This is a genomic window from Halobacteriovoraceae bacterium, assembly GCA_020635115.1.
GTDB lineage: Bacteria > Bdellovibrionota > Bacteriovoracia > Bacteriovoracales > Bacteriovoracaceae > JACKAK01.
Genome location: JACKAK010000001.1, coordinates 298,410 through 316,892, shown reverse-complemented (window position 1 = coordinate 316,892; position 18,483 = coordinate 298,410). Strand labels below are relative to the sequence as shown.

Genomic DNA, 18,483 nt, shown 5'->3' with positions numbered 1-18,483 from the left:
GGGGCGTTTTAACACGGATGATTAATTCTTAAAAGAGAGAATTTAGGGCAATTTTTCTTTCTATAATTCATTCAGCGCTTATTGGTAAAAGTTTGGACAGTACTGACTAAAAAGTAGCTAAGGTTTTTAAATGAAATTATGTGAAATTAAGCTCTTATCCCACTAAAAGTGGCATCGTTATTGAATATATTAGTGAGCTAACGGAGAAAATGACAAATGTTTAAAAAGGTATTTTTATTTACATTAATTGCTTTTACTTCAAATTCTTTTGCTTTGGAATTTATTCCAAGCAAACTGAAGAAGAAAATAAGACTTGAGCATGCTAAACAAATTTTAGGGTTAAAGAGTTATAATAGAAACCTAGACCATATTTCCAAAAATTATCATACTCGCGACGAGATAATAAAGTTTTTAAAAAAACGTGTTGGACTGAAAAGATTTAGAAAAATAAAGGGCCACACTATAATCAATTCAATTTTGAAAAACACTTGGGCATATAATTTTGATCCAATGTTTATACTTGCTGTGATTGAAAATGAATCTTCTTACAACGCAAAGATAAAAGGAGACGATGGTGAAATTGGTCCTATGCAAATTTTACCAAAAACGGCCAAATGGATTAGTGATTTATTTGGTATTGATTATTCTGGTAAAGATGAACTTTATTCAATAGAAAAAAATATAGAAATAGGGATGGCCTATTTATATTTCTTAAAAAGTATGTATGAAGACGATGGTAGAAAGTATATTACTGCCTACAATATGGGCCCTGGAAATCTTAAAAAATCTTTGGAAAAGAACATTAGGCCAAAAGATTATTCGAATGCAGTGATGCAAAGATATGTAAGCTTTTTTTAGAACATTGCCAAAATTAAGAGTATGACAACCGTAAAAATAATTGGCCCTGAAACCATATTGTCTCCATTATTGCAATCTATAAAAATTCACTCCATAATATTAAAGCATAGGTATTTTGAGAATTGTATAAAAATATTGCTAGATTTACTGGAGAAGCAATGAGTTTTTACTTATTGACTAGAGGATTGCTAACTCCTCATGAATTTGATTATGTTTCAGACTATCCTCAGAGAGTAGAAAAAACCAGATCTTCTGGAGAATTTCGTGCTTTTCCATTGAGAAAAAAAACGGATAAAATAACGGCTTATGCAATTGATATCATGATAAAGAAAGTAATTGTTCTTGGGCCAAAGGACAGTGTTAGTAAAGCGGTTTCTATATTTAAAGGTAAAGGATTTCGGCATATACCAATTGTTAAGTCAAAAACTTTGATAGGTTTGATTTCAGATCGCGATATTTTCAATATTGATAAGTTTAGGGATTTTGAGAGACTTCATATTGAAGAATTTATGAGTAAGCTTGTTGTTGTTTGTGATGAAGATACTGGAATGACTCAGATTGCAGAGGTCTTTCTTAACGAGAAAATTTCTTCTATTCCTGTTGTAAATAAGCAAGGTCAATTCATAGGATTGATTACATTAAGTGATATTTTAAAATGGTTGATAAAATCAGAAATTCTTACCGTTTAACTTTTTGGAGTAGGAGTTGACAAATTCTTTTTGGTAATAAAAGAATTTTAGAATTTTTGATTTTATTTCTCAGAGAATCAGATTGAATATTGTTGTTAAATTCAGGATGTTCATAGAATATTTCAGTAACGATATCATCAATATATATGCTCCAAGGATGTGTTCCAAATAAATGTTGATTTGCAATATTTTTTTGTATATAGAGAAATTCAATATGAGTATCATCATATGAAATGAGTTCAACCGTTTTTTTAAAATGATATAGTAATTTTTTAACATCTTCAGATTGAACAATACCTAGTAGATGTTCATTAGAATATAAATATTGAATTTCTCTTTTTAAAAAATCCATGTATCTTTGGCCAAGATCTTTATAATCCAAATGTCTGTGTATAGCTCTAAAATATGTTACATTATCTAATTGAAGAAAGAGTCTGAAATAAGATTCAAAATAGTTTTTTTGTTTCAAATAAGAATAGACTGTTTCAAGTCCATTTGATTTAAGATAATCAAATACAACGCTAAATTTAGACTGGAAAAAAGATTCTTTGCGAATAAGAAGAGAAGACCAATAATGATTGATTTTATATTTGGAAAATTGCTTGATTTCTTGGAGGAGAGGATGATTGTGAAAATAGTCTAGTTTTCCATTAATAAAAACAAATTCATTTTCTAATATTTCAATAAGTTTATGAATTTCTTCATAAACTTGTTTGGCCAGAGATGAAACCTTTACTGATTGATAGACTTCGAAGTTGCGGGGATTGAATTTTAAAAGCCATGTAGATTTATAGCGGCCGTAAATTTTTAATTTATCTGGAATTTCATAATCAAAAAAATAATGACCCTTTAATGCTTGCAAAACAGAGGTGAGTTGAGTTTCGACTTCTCCGGCAGAAGGTATTTTTCTATTTCTTAAGGAACTGTTTTGATTTTTAGTTTTGAAATCAATATGGATAATATCAGCACTAAAACAAGAACTACTGAATATTATAATGAAAAACATTTTTAAAAAATTAATAGGCATAAATTATCTCAAAAAAATAAATCAATTTGCAAAATATCTATGAAAGATTTAAATGTTAAGAAAAAAAAGATTAGTAAATAAAAATTACATTATACAAGTAGATAGACACTTTACCCAAGGTCTTCTTTTTATTTGGTATTTTGCGTATTTAACATAGGCGAAATTACTTGTTTAAAATGACATTTGTCGAAGCAATTTTTTTAGATTTTACATTATTAAAATAATCTAAAAATAAGGGATAAAGAACCATGCATATAAAATACATCCCAAACATCCCCAAGGTTGCCAACCATGCAATACCATTTAAAATTTTAACTTGTGAAATAAAAAGAGATCCAAACCCAACCATGGTTGTAATTTGAGATATATGAACAGCATCGGCCGAGAGTTTTGCACTTTTTAAAGGCGTATTTTTTTCAAGATATCTGTGCATGACGTGAACACCCATATCTATACCAATGGCCAAAATCGCGGGAAATATGCCCACGTTGATAATTGTAAATCTAATATCAAACAGCCCCATGAGCCCAAACAATAGCAAGACTCCAAAGATAATTTGAACTTCAAGTGCAAGCGCAATTTTTAAAGATCTAAAATCAATTATGAATGTAATAAGTAAGCAAATCAAAAATACAACGAGAATGACTCTACCATCTTCGAAGATATGATCGATAATTTCATTAAAAACAATTGTATCACTTCCTATTATAGCTTCGGGAAAATTTAATTTAACCTCTCTTAAAACAGTGGCCAGATCATCAAGGTCATGTTTATTGTCAATTTGCTTAATAGGGTAGAGAAGTACAATATTTCCTTTAAGGCCAAAAGCATTTTTTAGATGGCCTGGTAAATCATCTTGGGAAAAAGGCTTCTTTTTAAACCACTTTCTCACATCTAGTGGATCAAGACCTGTTTTATTTGATATTTCTGAATCACTTGCACCATCTAGAAGTTTTTCAAGTTTTTTAATTTTTCTATATCTTCTTTCCATATCAGTTGGATAAATATCAGATAGAGAAACAACTTTATTTACGATAGAATTATATTTTTCATTTTTTAAAAAATCTTTTATTTTATCTGCATGTTCTTGATTGTTTGACATGATTCCAACCGGAGAAGTTGTTTTTCCATAGAGACTGTCTACAAAGATTCTCAAATTATAATTTTCGGCAGAAAGATCTCTCATCCTATTAAAATCGTATTCAAATTCAGTTGATATAATTCCATAGAAGATAATAAATACTATTGGGGTTAAAAACTTTAGATATGAAGACTTAAATGGATAGTGGTCAAAAAGCTTTCCAGTTTTATATATCTTTTTACTGCCTAAGAAATGTCCAAAAATTGGAAACGTAAGCATAAAAACGATAAATATTGAAACAATTCCTAAACCTGCAATAATGCCGAGTTCAGAAAAACCTCTAAAATCACTATATATGAGACAAAGAAATGCTGTTGCGGTACTCATTGATGATGAAAAAAGTGCTCTTCCTGTTGATAGGTATGTTTCAGACATGGCCTGTTCAATTGTAAGCCCATTATCAAGTTCTTCTCTAAATCTTTTAAATAAATGAATCCCATAATCGGCACCAAGGCCAGCTAAAATGGCAACGAGAAAACCAGTTAAAATATTTATTTGTCCAACTAAGTAATAAGTAATTAAAACAGTCCAACCAAGAGATAAGAAGACCCCAAGAACGACAAATAATGCTCCTCTAAATGAACCAAGCCCAACAATTAAAAAAATAATAATTAAACTCAAACTAAAAATACCTGTAATTTGTATATCTTTTTGAATTTGGCGGGTGTCTTTAACTTTTTCAACATATCTTCCCATTAGGATAAATGGAAGTTTGCTAAATTTTGTCTTAATTAAATTATTAACTTTATGTTCAAGGTTTTCAGATCGTTCTAGATCAACAGACTCAAAGCTTGGTTTGATCATAAGTAGAACATATTTTTTGTCTTCGGAAATAAGATATTCATTTTTTTCATTTTTCGATTTGAAGTCTTCAAAGTATTTTTTTGCAGAGTCAAGATTTGCTTTTTTTTCCGCCTCATCTTCAATTCCTAAATTGATTAAACTACTTTGTCCTTTATTAAAGAGAATTCGTGCATTTTTTTGTAGTTCTAAAAATTCTTTATTTTCTATTAAGTAAAGAATTTTATCTCGCAAAAGGAAATTTTCGGTTTTGTAAAAAAAATATTTTATATCATCAATTTTTTTAAGTTCACGAGATAATGCATCCAGATACTTTTGAGGGTTTTGGGTGGGCCCAATAAGTACGTTTAGATGGCCAATACCTCCAACTTCTTTGGAAACTTCCTTCATTTCTTTTACGCTGACACTATTTTCCGGAAGAAGTTTATCTAACTCTAAATTGATAGGTATTTTAGAGATTTTAGTGGCACCAAAAAATGAAATTAGAATAACTAGTAAAAATGCAGTGGATCGATATTTTAAATGGAAATGAAGTATTATTTTCTTCATTAAAAACTCACTTTGTTTTAAAGCTAAAGACTACGTTTATTCTAAGAGTAACGGATCAACTTCCTGGCCAACTGAAAGTGAAAGATTTGCCCAGGCCATATTATATTCGTGGATCTTTTGTACATAATCTTTGTATGTTAAAATTCTTTCTTCATAAGAATCAACAATGCTTTTTGAATTTGATAATCCAAAAGTTCCAGCAGCTAGTGTTCGTTGTAATAATTTTTTGGCAAATTTCATTGCCTTAGATGTGTCTTTAATATTTTGTTCTAATGTTTTAATTTGAATCCAATTCTTTTTTACGAGTAAGGACAATTTCTTGAAGGCATCAATTTTTTTCGATTTTAATTGAATAGATTCTACTTTGTGTTTGGCCGACTGGCCATTTGTAATGCCTAAATCAAAATTCCATTTTACACCAATTCCTCCTACTGCCCGGTTTTCATTATATGGATCGTATGCATATACGCTATCTTGAGGTTCTCGGGCACTTGTGTAAGAATATTGGTATTTTATATAGGCCCCAAATTGTGGGAGGTTCGACTTTTTAACAGCATTAGATAAAAGGTTTTTAGCTGAAATACCGTAATCAATTTGCTTAAGTTCAGGACGTGAACTTTCTAAAATCTGTAAATAATGCTTTAGTTCATTAAGTTCTCTTTTGTTGTACTCTAACCATTTGTCTTTGAGAGTAATTTTAGTTTCTTGACTTTCATCATTTGTAAAATATTTGAAAGCACTTTCAGATAGTTTGAGATGATTTAATAATTCAGTTTTTTTAGATTCAAGTTGATATTTTAATATATTTAACCTGTAGGTAACATCTTTGTTGGAAACTTTTGCCAAAATTTCATCGATTTCACTGAGTGTTTCAGACGCTAAGTCTATAAGATTGTTTGTGAGTAAATGTGCAGAGTAGGTCTCTTTTATTTTATATTTGATTTCGTTTAAAGCGGCATTAACTTTTTCTGTACCTATTAATTCATTTAATCGGGCCGCCTCAAGATAATCGTTTTTTTGTCCCCATGTATAAATAGGATAATTTGCACCAATACTGAATTGAAAGACTGCATTCCAGTTTTTTACATCTGTAATTTTAGAGTTTTGAGAACTTATTGCGTTTCCATAGGCCTCTGTAATGGGCCCAATTCCGGCAACGACTTCAAATTTTGGATTATAATTACCCTTAATGATTTCAGAATCTAATTGGGATTTTTGAGCTTCAAATTTCATTTCAGAAATTTCATCCAGATTTTCAGATAGTTTAAGGATTTCTTTTAATGTAAAAGATTTATCTAGTTGGGGTAGGCAAATAGAGGAGAAAATAAGGGAGGAAAAAATAAATAATATTTTCATTTTTTCTCACTATTTAATTCTTCTAAACGTTTTGTTAAAGATTTTTTTAATCCAATCCACTTCTCTTTATCGATTTTCTTTTTAACTTGTTCTTTTATATTACTAGTCCAGCTCTCGTCATCAATTGAAATATCTATAATTTTCCAGGCGTTTGAACTATTAGAAAAAGAACTTAACACCTCAGATTCTTCACCTCTTTTTTTCACAATTGTGAGAACTGAAAATGTCTTATCTTTTTTAGAAATAAGCTCGTGTTCAACATTCACATTTTTTAAAAAATCAGTAGCTTTTGGGTAAATTGTTTTTGTAATGATTTGTTTTATATGATCGTTAAACCACTCAATTTCTTTTTGATTTTGTTTAGTAAATTCAGCTCCTAATATATTTTTAGACATAGTTGCGAAATCAAACTGAGATGTTACGAATTCTTGTGAAGTTTTGTTTTTTGCAAAGTCAGAAGACTTTGCAAGAGTGAAAATCTTGTCGACCAATTGAATCTCAGCATTTTCGGAACAGAAAAGTGGAAAAGTAGTAAACATAAAAAATATAAGTACAACACTCATAAGTTTACTTTTAAATGAATTTTTTTCTCCCAAGATCTGCTCCATCAAAAAAATTGTTTATACTTAAATAGGTAAGTTTCAAGGTCATGGCCACTAAGTACGCTATTGCAATAGTTTTGAATTTGTATCCATTATTTACAAAAGCAGTGCAAAGTATTAGCAAAGAGACAAAATCAGGGTAGGGAAGTTTGTCTTTAGAAACTTTTGCTAAGAGAACCTTTCCCACAAATAGGGTTCCAAACATCGATAAGAATAACATAGAGTATAAGGTAGAATTTACATGTAGCAGAAGATATGTCGCAATCAAAAGTAAAGCAAAGTAGAGAGAAATATTTAAATGTTTAAAAAATTTGTATTTGAAAATACGTTTAATCGTTTCGAAATATGTTGAAAGTGCAATACTTAAGAAAATGATATCTAGCCCTGATAATGAAAATATAAGCTCTTTGTTTAATATAGACTTTGTTATAGGAATATTTCCTAAAATGATAAGCCCAATTGTGAGAAATAGCCCTTCAAGACTCCCAAGTTTCTCTCCAACGAAAACACCACCCATATAATGTTCTATGAACTGTGCAGCAATAAAAGAATAAAAAGAAGAATAAATTAAAATTTCAAATGTATAGTTTTCATATCCTAGTAGTCTGAACATGATATATGGAACGCATGCAGTCACAATGATATCACAATAATGATCTAGAAATTCCCCTAGAGAAGAAGAGGTATTTGTTCTTCTTGATTGTTCACCGTCAATTAAGTCGCCGATTATATAAGTTAGAATACAAACAATTTCAGCGATAATGAGAAGATGATGTGGTATTACATTTAATTGAAGTAAAATAAGTCCAGTAAAAATGCATGATGCGGAAAAAAGTGTGATAAAATTTGCGGGAACCCACAAAGGAATAATCTTTAGTATATGTGAAGTGAGATATTTTCTAATAATCGGATCAAGAATCGACTGATCGTCTTTTTTATATTGATAATTTTTATTTTTTTTTAAACTCACAAATATCCTCTATATAAGTTCTACTAAAACTAAATTGATGACTAATGTCATCTAAGTCAATACAGGCCAATATTTTAAAATAGTCTGATCCCTTCTAGACTCTCTCAATACTGGCCCTTTGTAAACTATCCCAATAATTTCGGTACAATTATATGCGCAAAAGGGCCAGAGGTAAAATTTATTTCATGCTCAAAAGGATGCTGCAAGAGCAAATCGAAAATGAGAATTGAACAGCTTTGAGATCTATAATTTGCTTAATAAGGAAAGTATAATTTTAATTAAGGCCTGGCCTTTATTTCATGTATTTTTAAGAAATTATGTTTCACGCTTTTAAAACTTATAGAGCGATAGCTTTATCCTTAAGGTAAGAGTTTAATGTTTTTAAAAACTCGACGATATCGTTTTGATTTAGATCTCCAATAGTAGAGAGTCTAAAAGTCTGTTGATTTTCAATTTTTCCAGGATATATAGTGAAATTATTTTTATATAAATAATCATGCATTTCTTCAAAAACATAATTTTTATGATTAGGTTCGTAAAATGAAGTTAACACTTTGGAATGATTTTTTTTATCACCTAAATATTTAAAACCAAGTTCAATCATGCCTTCGATGAGAGTATTATATAAGTCTCCATACTGTAATGCCCTCGCCTTAACTCCTCCTAAAGATTCAAATTCTTTTAATGCATAATTTAAGGAGTAGAGAATTTGTACAGGTGGAGTAAATAAAAACTGGCCTTTAGAGCTCTGAGAAATGAAATTTTCATGTAAATCGAAATAGAAACTTCTTTTTTTATGGCCTTTGATTACATCTAGTTCATTCTTTTGAATGATTACAATTCCAACTCCAGGCATAGCATGCAAACATTTGTTAGATGAAAAAACATAATAATCAGCAGGTATTTTTTTTATATCGATATTGATTCCAGCAAAAGAAGACATTGTATCAACTAAAACTTTCAAACCATACTCTTTAGAAATCGATGTGATTTCTTCTAGAGGATTCAATAACCCAGATGTTGTTTCGTGATGGACAAAAGCAACCGTTCTAAAGTTTTTGGCGTTTTTGTTCAAAAAGTCTTGGTAGATTTTCGGATCAATAACCTCGTCATGAGCAAATGCCAATATTTCATGTTTTATTTCTAAACGTTGACATATACTGCCCATTCTCTTTCCATAGGCACCATTGCTTAAGATGAGCACGGACTGATCTTTATCAACACAAGTACTCAGAGCACTTTCAATGGCCCCTGTTCCGGAAGAAGATAGGAGTACACATTCAAAATTTTGCATATCATATATGTTTAAAATTTGTTTTTTTATTTCAAGTGCGAGATCTCCAAATTCTTTTTCCCGTGGACAAATATCTGCAACAACCAAGGAACTCTTCACATATTCGCTTGTGGTTGCAGGCCCTGGATTGAGTAAAATATTTCTTTTAATACTTTTATTGATTGTTTGTTTCATTTTTGGTGACTCAAAAAATTTTTTAATCTCTGATAGATTTCGAAGGGCCTTTCAGTTGGCCTTCCGAGGTCTTTAGGAGAACCTTTTTTAATGTGAAAACGTATAAAAGTTAGTTTAGATAATTGAATTGATTCGGCCAAATTAGAATCAAAATCTTCAATTTGGTCAACTTCTTTTATGTTTTCATAACCACAGCCCTGGGCAATTTTACAAAAATCTATTAATTCAGAATATGTTTTTTGACCACCTGTAGAATCATGGACTCCATTATCAAGGAGTATATGAATAATATTTGAAAGATTTAATTGGCCAGCAAGTGCCATATTGCCAAGTCTCATCAGTAAGGCGCCATCACCATCAATCACAATGATTTTTTCTTTCCAATTACTAAGAGCAATTCCAAGTCCAATTGGTAGAGCACAACCCATGGAACCAACCATGTAGAGGTGATTTTCTAAATTAGATAGCTCATATAACTCACGTCCAGTTTTTCCTGTAGTTGCAATCACTGGAAATTGATTCTTGGTATGTTTTATAATGCACTCTAATGCCTGAGACCTTGTAAAACTTTTCGTTGAAGTACAAGTTGATTTAATATTTACTTGTCTATTAATAAGAACTTCACTTGATTCAGAAGATTTGAGTTCGTAGCTTTTTACACTATCTTTTTTCATAACAAAAAAGTAGGGACGATTTATTTTTTCACAGAAACTTTCTGCTTCATCAAGGTATCTTGAAATCGCATTTTCTTCTGTTGGAAAATAGGACCAAGGAATATCCATTTCTTCTAATAGCTTTGTTGTGATTTGTCCCATTAAATCATGTTGTGGCTCATCAGATGGGCCATCAGGCTCACCTCTTAAGGTGACGATCCCAATGAATGGAACCTTCATTGTATATGCCAGAGATGTAAGAGGGTTGACAGCATTACCAAGTCCAGAATTTTGAAACATGATTATAGATTTTCTATTTCCTAAATATGCTCCAGCAGCGATAGCAACAGCATCGCCTTCATTCGTGACCTCTACAAAATCTAATTCAGAATCATCAATGACTGAATTGATAAAAGGTTTTAAATAGGAACAAGGAGTTCCTGTGAAAAGGGTGATCTCTCTTTTTTTACATTCTCTTAAAAAATCTGAAGCTAAAATCATAGTTAAAAAACCTGCATTTGTTCAATATCTTCAATATTATCTACATCAAGCCAGTGTCCATCTATGTAACATATTCCGATCTGTATATCTTTACTAATCATATGATTAAACAGATCGCCCATTTTTTTAGTTTTAAAATCAGGATTTTTATTCATCTTCTCTAAAGTCTCTTTGATTACCTTAGAGCCGTGGGTATTTGCTTTGATGAGACCTATCCATTCGCCTTGTGGCGCTGTTTTCAAATTTTTAATCGAATTGAGATTGCACTCAATAAGCATTGAGTTTTCTCGATTATAAGATTTAGTGAAACTATTTGTACAATAGACATAATCTCCTAAATATTCTTTTGATCTTCTTGAAATATTTCCATCTACTACGATGGCAATGTCATAAGGGACTTCATTGAGTTCATTAAGAATATAATTTCTAAATGCTATATCACCATAGCTAATGATGATGTCTCCTGAAATATAATCTTTTGCTTTGAAAAGGGAAGTCAACTCACCAGTTTCTTCATACTCATCATTGTCAATGTAGGTTGTACACTTAATATCTGGAAAAATTTCTTTTTTATAACCTCGAATGACTACGGCCTCATCGACACCATGATTTTGATATTTATTTACGAGTTGATGTAATATCGTTTCTCCGTTGATTTTTATAAGTGTTTTAGGCTTATCTAGTGTCAAGTTTCCTAATTCCTTTCCACGGCTAGCAGCAAGTATGATGGCCTTTTTGGAATTTGTATTGGATAAATAAACTTTTTCAGCATTTTCTAATTCCTGGTCATTTTGAAGTCTAAAGATTTCTTGAACAGAAGCAACCTTGTCCTCAACATTAATAAGAGATTGATCGTTGAATATTTGCTGAGCAGTCTTTTGCATGGCCGTAATCGAAGATCTGAGTAAATGGTTGGCCCATATAACTGTAGAAATAGAATGTTCAGCAAACTGTTCAGTAGGAGTTGAGTAAAACTTTGTGGGTACTATAACTACAGGACATCTATCTCCCCACTCTTTCATAAAACTAAAAATTTCGTCTGGTTTACTTAATTTACTATGCATTAAAATAGCTGTTGCTCCTGCTTCATAATAGGCATTGGCCCTTTTTAATGCCTCTTCAAGCCCCCAACCTGCAATAAAGGCCTCAACTCTGGCAACAATAGAAAAATCATCATCAGTTCTAACATCCAAACCGGCCTTAATTTTTCCACAAAACTCGTCAATATTGGCCAGAGGTTGTTTTTCACCTCTTAAAAAGCTGTTTGTTTTTGGAAAAATCTTGTCTTCTATACAAACGCCAGCAATTCCTCTTTGTTCAAGTTTTTTGACGAAGCGTCTCATATTATTGAAATTTCCATGTCCCGTATCGCCATCAAGTAATATAGGAATACTTGTAACATCACTCATATACTCAACGACATCTAAAACTTGGGTCCAAGAAAGTTCGTTATTATCTCGAACTCCTTGTGCAGCACTAATAGACAATCCACTGCCCCATATTCCTTCAAAACCGGCCTCTTCAACTATTTTTGCAGAAAGGCCACTGTGGGCCTCCATCAAAAATGAAATCTTTTTTCTCTGTATCAAATTTTTTAGTTGTGTTGTCTTTTTCATTTTTATCACTTTCCTTGGAGTTATTGAAAAATTCTCTTAGCATTTTCATAGTCTTCTGGAGTATCTATTTCGATCCAGCGTCCAGATTTTAACATATGATAACCAACGAGATTATGAGTTAAGTAATCATTTAACAGATGTTCCCAATTTAAAATTAGGTTTTTATCAATAGATAAAAAATTCTTAGCTTCTTGGTAGAGTTTCAATGTTTGATCTGTTGAAAATTTGAGAATTCCAATGGCCTCTCCGACAAAAGAAAATTTTTCAAGCTCTTCTTGTGAGACAGCTCTTTTATCAACAGTTTTACGTACATAACCTTTCTCATCAGTTAATGTTTTAGCGCACTCAATATCTGACAAATCAGAAGGTCCAACAAGAATTTGGTCATTGTGATCATCCGAAATAAATTCTTCCAAAATATTTTGATCATAAACGAGGTCTGCATCAAAGATTAGGCTTGGGCCAGTTACATCTTTAAGGCCAAGCATAAGAGAGTATGTGTTGCCTTTGTTGTAGTAGTCTTCGTTGACACACAAATTAAATTCAAAATGTTCAGTATATTTTTCAACTAAATCTTCGATCATTTCTTTTTTGTGACCTAATACAAGTGTTACTTTTTTTATATTGAGGTTTTTCCAAATTTCAAAATTTCGCTCAAGAAGTGTTTTTCCATTTAATTCGATTAAGCACTTTGGAATATCAACCATTTCCTTAATTCTTGATCCATAACCTGCAGCGAGAACGATTGCAGTATAATCTTGATTCAGTTGATTTGTATCCATAAACGTTCCATTGTTCTTTTTAATACTTTTCCTTTTCCAAGGAGATAATCTTCAAATGAAATGGCCTCCAAGTCATCAGAAAAGCATGCTCTACCATGAAGGACTTGGGAATCTTTTGCAATTAAAATATCACCTTTTTTAAGATTAAAATGTGCTTGATACTCACTACTATTAGTTATAGCGTCAAGAACATCAATTGCATATGACTGTTCATTTGTTAATGGTGTATTTGCTTTTTGGTGCGCCGACTCCATATAAGGTCTTAAGTGCCTATAGGCCGGTATTCCATTGTCATAGGTAATTATTGGTGCTTCGTAGAGTTTGTCAGCGACTCCACGCATTTCCCAAATAAAGTTGTTCTCGAGAACTTTCAATGCTTTTGGATAATTTTTTTGCAATTCATTATGTACTCTGATTCCATCGACAAGAATACTCTCTCCACCAACGAGAGCAGGTGAAATACATGATAGGTAGAGGTAATCCCATTTTTCAGGAACGTTTACATTGTCAGTGTGTATGCTTCCACCTTCTCTTGTTTGATGATATCTAGCACCATTCCACATAGAAGAATTTCTATCCCTATCGTAAACCATAATAACTTGATCACCATTTTCGTTTTGTTCAAGTAATTTACCAAAATAACTGCCGATTAACGGATTCAACTGGTGAAGTTCTTTGTAGCTAAAAAAGTCATGATTTTCATTTTCCAGATTCAAAAGCACTGCTCTATTGTCTTTCAGTTCCCTTTTAACATTTTCTAAAAAGTTTAATGCTGCGGGAGTCCACTTATTTATATTGAGCGTTTCTCTTAACTCTAAGCGAACAGATTGATCAATTTCAATTTTTTTAAAAAATTCTTTATTGGTATGTTCCATCATTTTATTCCTTGCTGAATACGATCGTATTGTAATATCCAAAAGCTCAATTTGAACAGTATATTTATCTTATTTAAACTAAGAGAGCAAAAATGTGATAAAAGTCATAATCGTAGAGTTTTATACGCTTGACTTAAAAAATGTTTTTATTGAAATAGACTAGAAACTTCGGATATCGTTGTCTCGATTAATAATGATATGTCAGAAAGAAAAAAAAATGAGTGCCTTATAAAAGGCACTCATTTCTAATTGTTATCAATATAAGCTTTTAACATTTTGGATCGAGATGGGTGACGTAATTTTCTTAAAGCTTTAGCTTCGATCTGTCTGATACGCTCTCTTGTGACAAAAAAGTCTTGCCCGACTTCTTCTAGGGTATGATCAGATTTTTCACCAATTCCAAAACGCATTCTTAAAACCTTTTCCTCACGTGGAGTAAGAGTTCTGAGAACAGCTCTTGTTTGCTCAGAGAGTGTGATACTCATAACAGCATCGGCCGGAGAGATAATTTTCTTATCTTCTATAAAATCGCCTAAACTTGAATCTTCTTCCTCTCCGATTGGTGTTTCAAGAGAGATTGGTTCTTTTGAAATTTTTTGAACTTTTTTTACTTTTTCTACTGGAAGTTCCATGCGATCAGCAATTTCCTCAGGGGTTGGTTCTCGTCCAAGCTCTTGAATTAATTGACGGGAAGTTCTAACCATCTTATTAATTGTTTCGATCATATGAACAGGAATTCTAATTGTTCTGGCCTGGTCAGCAATCGCTCTCGTGATTGCTTGACGAATCCACCATGTCGCATAGGTTGAAAATTTATAACCACGTCGATATTCAAACTTATCAACGGCCTTCATAAGACCAATATTTCCTTCTTGGATAAGATCTAAAAATTGAAGACCTCTATTTGTATATTTTTTTGCAATTGAAACAACAAGTCTAAGGTTGGCCTCAACAAGCTGTGCTTTAGCTCTATCTGCTTTTTCTTCACCTTTTAAGATAATAAGGTAAACTTTTTCAATATCTTCAAACTCCATACCTGCTTCTAGACTTAGTCTTCTTAGCTTTCTGAGTATGTCTTCTTGGTTTCTCACAAGCTGCTCAATTTTTGCATCAGTTGTGAAGAGATCTTTGGCCAGTTTTCTTTTAAATGAATCTTCCTCCATGATTTTATCATAGAGAACTTTGTATTTATCCTCGTTTTCTACTTCTAAAAAACTAAAAATTCGTTCTTGTTGTTCATATAATTCTGAAAATTGTAGATAATACTTTTTCACAGGCTCAACAAAACTATTAATAATTTTTCTGTTAAAAGTCAGATCGGCCAAAGTTTCAGAAATATCCTTGAACATGGATTTTTGATCTGTGTTGAATTTCTTTAATGTACCATCTTCTTGTTCTGTCTCATTTAACAAATTCTCTATTTTAGCAACAACTTTATATATCTCATCTTTGGTTTTCTTTATCTCATCTTTAGTAGATTCATCGTCTAGACCACGAACAAGTTCTTTAACAAATTCATCTTGATTTTCTTGAGTTTCAATTTTATCACGCAATTTAACAATTTCTTTAAGAGCGTGTGTAGAAGTCAGCGAAGAAAGAATAATATCCCTTTCTCCTTCTTCAATTTCTTTAGCAATTTCAACTTCTCCCTCTCTTGTGAGAAGTGCAACTGATCCCATTCGTTTCAAATAAAGTTTGACAGGATCTGTTGAGGCCGATTTTAACTCAGCTTTTTCTTCTCGAGAAAGTGTCTCTTCGATAATTTCTGTACCATCTAATCTGATTCCTTCTTCTTCTTCTTCAGATTCAAAGTTTTGAATATCAATACCCGCTGACTTTACTTTTTCTAGAATATTATCAACACTATGAACGTCAACAATACTAGCAGGAATTGCATCATTTATTTCCTCAGGAGTTAGGAAAGTTTGGTCTTTACCCTTTGTGATCAATTTATAAAATTCTTTGGATTCTAAGAAAGTAGGCAACGCCGACATATTCTCTCCTATTCTTAATGAGTTTCTATCTTTTGAGTTTTTAGTTCATTTAACTTTTTATCTATGGAAATAATTTCATTCATCAGTTGTTTCATCTCTCTTTCAGTATGACATAGAGAACTTTGTGCTTTTAGGGCCTTCTTTTGTGAAATCAAATAGTCTTCCTTCAATCTTTTAATTAAATCAGTAAAAAACTTTTTTTCTTGTTCTTCAGTGAATCTCTTTTCCTTTCTGTATTGAAACAACACCGCTCCAACGGCCTCTCCGATTTCTGCTGGAGTTTCACTATTAAGGTGAAGACCCTTAAGCAGGTTCATGAACTCTGTCTCATCTACCTCATAGTAAAGTTTTTCTATACTCGAAATGTATCGTTTTACCTCAAAATTGGTGATTAAATCAAGTACTTCTGCAAATCTAGAACCTTGCATTATATCTGGATGAAGTATTATTTGTTTAATTAATAGCTTTTCCCCTGTTGATAAAGATTTAAATTCCTTTTTTTCTACTCTTTCGCCCTGAACTACTTGTTCTTCACGTTGAGGCCTATCATTATTTACGTTCAATTTACTAGTTTTCTTGGTTAAATACTCCCGATAATGACTCAAAATCATCTCCGGCGTAGATCTAATCTCAAGTGAACGTGCAAATTGAACAACTCGTTCTGTTGCACTGAGTTGCTCTTTTAATGGCGATAAAATCTCAAAGGCCATCTCAAGTAGTAAGATTTTCTGATCAGAAACTGATGGAATAGGATTTGGAAGTAATCTTTCAAGTGAGTTATCGATAAATGTTTTTGCCTTTTCAATCAATTCACACATTCCCACCGCCCCTTTCTGCGCCAGATATTCGTCCGGATCCTTAAAAGGGGTGAAGTTTAAATATTTTGGAAGAATGCCTTTTTGCATAAAAATTTGATTTACTCTTTCCATGGCCATGAGGCCTGCTTTATCAGAATCCAAGGCCATATAAATATTCTTAGTTAGTCCAATTAAATATTGGGCCATATACTCACTTAAACCAACACCCATAATGGCAACTGAATTTGAAAAACCATATTGATGAAGAGCAATTGTATCAAGATATCCTTCAGTCAAAATAACGGCATCTTTTTGCCGTATAGAGGATTTAGCAATATGAAGGCCATAAGCAATATTTCGCTTGTTGAAAATAAATGAATCAAATGAATTTAAATACTTGGCCTTCTGGTAATCATGCAAAGCACGACCTCCAAATCCTACTACTTTGCCAAAATGATCCCAGATCGGAAAAATGATTCTATCTCGAAAAGTATCATAGTGAGACTTATTTTCCTTGTTCTGTCTAATTAACCCGATCTCAATGGCCATTTTTAAAGCACTTTCTTTACTTTCAGTATTCGGAATTGAATTCAAATAATTCCAAATAATATTATGACTTGGAGCTAGGCCAATTTTAAAATTTTGTGCGGTCTCATCACTTAGTCCGCGATTTTTTAAAAATTTATGAAATGTTCCAGGATCTCCTTTTTCTGAATATCTTTTATAAATCAACGAAGCTTTATGCAGTATTTTTTGGGCCATCTCTTGGCGAGGGGACTGCATTTTTTGACCAAAATGTTCCTCAAAGGGAATTGAAAACTTCTCAGCAAGATCCTTTAGAGCATCTCCAAAATCTAGATTTTTAAATTTTTCGACAAATGTAATGAGATCTCCTCCAGTTTGACAAACAAAACACATAAAGAGAGATTTATCATCATCAATTTGGAGAGAAGGGTCATGATCATCATGAAAAGGACAAGTTGCTATATGCTTACGTCCTTTTTTCTCAACATCGATATAACGTGAGATTCCTTCAGAAATGGAGATCTGTTTTATAATATCTTTTAGGTCATTTAAGGCCATTAAAATTCCATTACTTAATGGCCGATATTTCAAAGGCCTTAATGTTTACTTTCTGTGCAAGAAAGATTTTTTCAAATTTAGTAGAGAAACTTGCTAGAAAATGCTCTGGAGCATCTTTCCAAAGATCATGAGTTTTAAATTGCAATTTGAAAAGGTTAGAATTGTCAATAACTTCTGCCATTTGTTCGGCGTACCCATCATGGTCTGTTTTTATATAGATCTTTCCTTCTGGTTTTAATGTTCGATGGAGGTAAGGGAGTACTTCATTTTTAAAAAGTCTCTTTTTGTTATGTCTGGCCTTTGGCCATGGATCAGGAAAAAAATAAAAAATTCCATCAAGTTCATTTTCTCCAAAAATATGGCCAGTCCTCTCACCTTTTGCTCTGAGATATCTAAAATTATAAATTTCATTAACATTTCTATCTAAACGTCTCGCTAATTCGAAACTTCTTTTAAATCGATAATCCATACCAACGAAATTTACATCAGGGTATTTTGAACAAAATTCAACCATAAAATGTCCATATCCTGAACCAATTTCTAAATAAAGTGGGGCATCACGATTAAATATGACTTCATTCCATTTTCCTTGATATAACTCGGCCTCTTCATCTCGCATAACAATATGCTTATATTGTTCTAGCTTATCATGGTAGGGGTTTCGGGATTTGTGGGTATACTTAAAATCTTGTGATAGGGTTTTATCCATAAGTTCCTCAAA

15 protein-coding genes are annotated in these 18,483 nt (G+C 32.0%); 2 read left to right on the top strand and 13 right to left on the bottom strand.

Features of this window, described 5'->3' with window-relative positions; all coding sequences use genetic code 11:
• Window positions 1-216 precede the first annotated feature (216 nt).
• Complete coding sequence (locus H6622_01560; protein ID MCB9060193.1) at window positions 217-858, top strand: transglycosylase SLT domain-containing protein; 642 nt, start codon at window positions 217-219, stop codon at window positions 856-858.
• Between the two features lie 158 nt (window positions 859-1,016).
• Window positions 1,017-1,547 carry a CBS domain-containing protein gene (locus tag H6622_01555; GenBank protein MCB9060192.1) on the top strand — a complete coding sequence of 177 codons (531 nt, stop codon included), beginning with the start codon at window positions 1,017-1,019 and terminating at the stop codon, window positions 1,545-1,547.
• Here the strand turns inward: H6622_01555 and H6622_01550 are convergent.
• From H6622_01550 to trmB, 13 genes are all read right to left on the bottom strand, one after another.
• Complete coding sequence (locus H6622_01550; protein ID MCB9060191.1) at window positions 1,537-2,574, bottom strand: hypothetical protein; 1,038 nt, start codon at window positions 2,572-2,574, stop codon at window positions 1,537-1,539. The two genes, H6622_01555 and H6622_01550, sit on opposite strands and share 11 nt — an antisense overlap.
• Window positions 2,575-2,737: 163 nt before the next feature.
• Window positions 2,738-5,065: an MMPL family transporter gene (locus H6622_01545; protein MCB9060190.1), complete on the bottom strand. Its 2,328-nt coding sequence runs from the start codon at window positions 5,063-5,065 to the stop codon at window positions 2,738-2,740.
• 36 nt (window positions 5,066-5,101) lie between these two features.
• Window positions 5,102-6,421 carry a TolC family protein gene (locus H6622_01540; protein MCB9060189.1) on the bottom strand — a complete coding sequence of 440 codons (1,320 nt, stop codon included), beginning with the start codon at window positions 6,419-6,421 and terminating at the stop codon, window positions 5,102-5,104.
• Complete coding sequence (locus tag H6622_01535) at window positions 6,418-7,017, bottom strand: ABC transporter substrate-binding protein (protein MCB9060188.1); 600 nt, start codon at window positions 7,015-7,017, stop codon at window positions 6,418-6,420. The genes H6622_01540 and H6622_01535 overlap by 4 nt, the downstream gene beginning before the upstream one ends.
• Complete coding sequence (locus H6622_01530; protein MCB9060187.1) at window positions 6,995-7,993, bottom strand: CDP-alcohol phosphatidyltransferase family protein; 999 nt, start codon at window positions 7,991-7,993, stop codon at window positions 6,995-6,997. The genes H6622_01535 and H6622_01530 overlap by 23 nt, the downstream gene beginning before the upstream one ends.
• Before the next feature lie 337 nt (window positions 7,994-8,330).
• Window positions 8,331-9,461 carry a 2-aminoethylphosphonate--pyruvate transaminase gene (locus H6622_01525; GenBank protein ID MCB9060186.1) on the bottom strand — a complete coding sequence of 377 codons (1,131 nt, stop codon included), beginning with the start codon at window positions 9,459-9,461 and terminating at the stop codon, window positions 8,331-8,333.
• Window positions 9,458-10,615: a phosphonopyruvate decarboxylase gene (gene aepY / locus H6622_01520; protein ID MCB9060185.1), complete on the bottom strand. Its 1,158-nt coding sequence runs from the start codon at window positions 10,613-10,615 to the stop codon at window positions 9,458-9,460. Before aepY ends, H6622_01525 begins: the two co-directional genes overlap by 4 nt.
• A 2-nt stretch (window positions 10,616-10,617) precedes the next feature.
• Entirely contained in the window at window positions 10,618-12,231 is a 1,614-nt protein-coding gene (gene aepX, locus H6622_01515; protein ID MCB9060184.1) for a phosphoenolpyruvate mutase, read from the bottom strand.
• A gap of 20 nt (window positions 12,232-12,251) precedes the next feature.
• Window positions 12,252-13,013 (bottom strand): phosphocholine cytidylyltransferase family protein, encoded by a 762-nt coding sequence (locus H6622_01510; protein MCB9060183.1) that lies wholly within the window; start codon window positions 13,011-13,013, stop codon window positions 12,252-12,254.
• Complete coding sequence (locus H6622_01505) at window positions 12,995-13,888, bottom strand: TauD/TfdA family dioxygenase (protein ID MCB9060182.1); 894 nt, start codon at window positions 13,886-13,888, stop codon at window positions 12,995-12,997. Before H6622_01505 ends, H6622_01510 begins: the two co-directional genes overlap by 19 nt.
• A gap of 245 nt (window positions 13,889-14,133) precedes the next feature.
• Window positions 14,134-15,882, bottom strand: coding sequence for an RNA polymerase sigma factor RpoD (gene rpoD, locus H6622_01500; protein ID MCB9060181.1), 1,749 nt, complete (start codon window positions 15,880-15,882; stop codon window positions 14,134-14,136).
• Window positions 15,883-15,896: 14 nt separating this feature from the next.
• On the bottom strand, window positions 15,897-17,762 hold the full coding sequence (gene dnaG / locus H6622_01495; GenBank protein MCB9060180.1) for a DNA primase: 1,866 nt from the start codon (window positions 17,760-17,762) through the stop codon (window positions 15,897-15,899).
• A 10-nt stretch (window positions 17,763-17,772) separates the two neighbouring features.
• Entirely contained in the window at window positions 17,773-18,471 is a 699-nt protein-coding gene (trmB, locus tag H6622_01490; protein MCB9060179.1) for a tRNA (guanosine(46)-N7)-methyltransferase TrmB, read from the bottom strand.
• Between the last annotated feature and the right edge of the window lie 12 nt (window positions 18,472-18,483).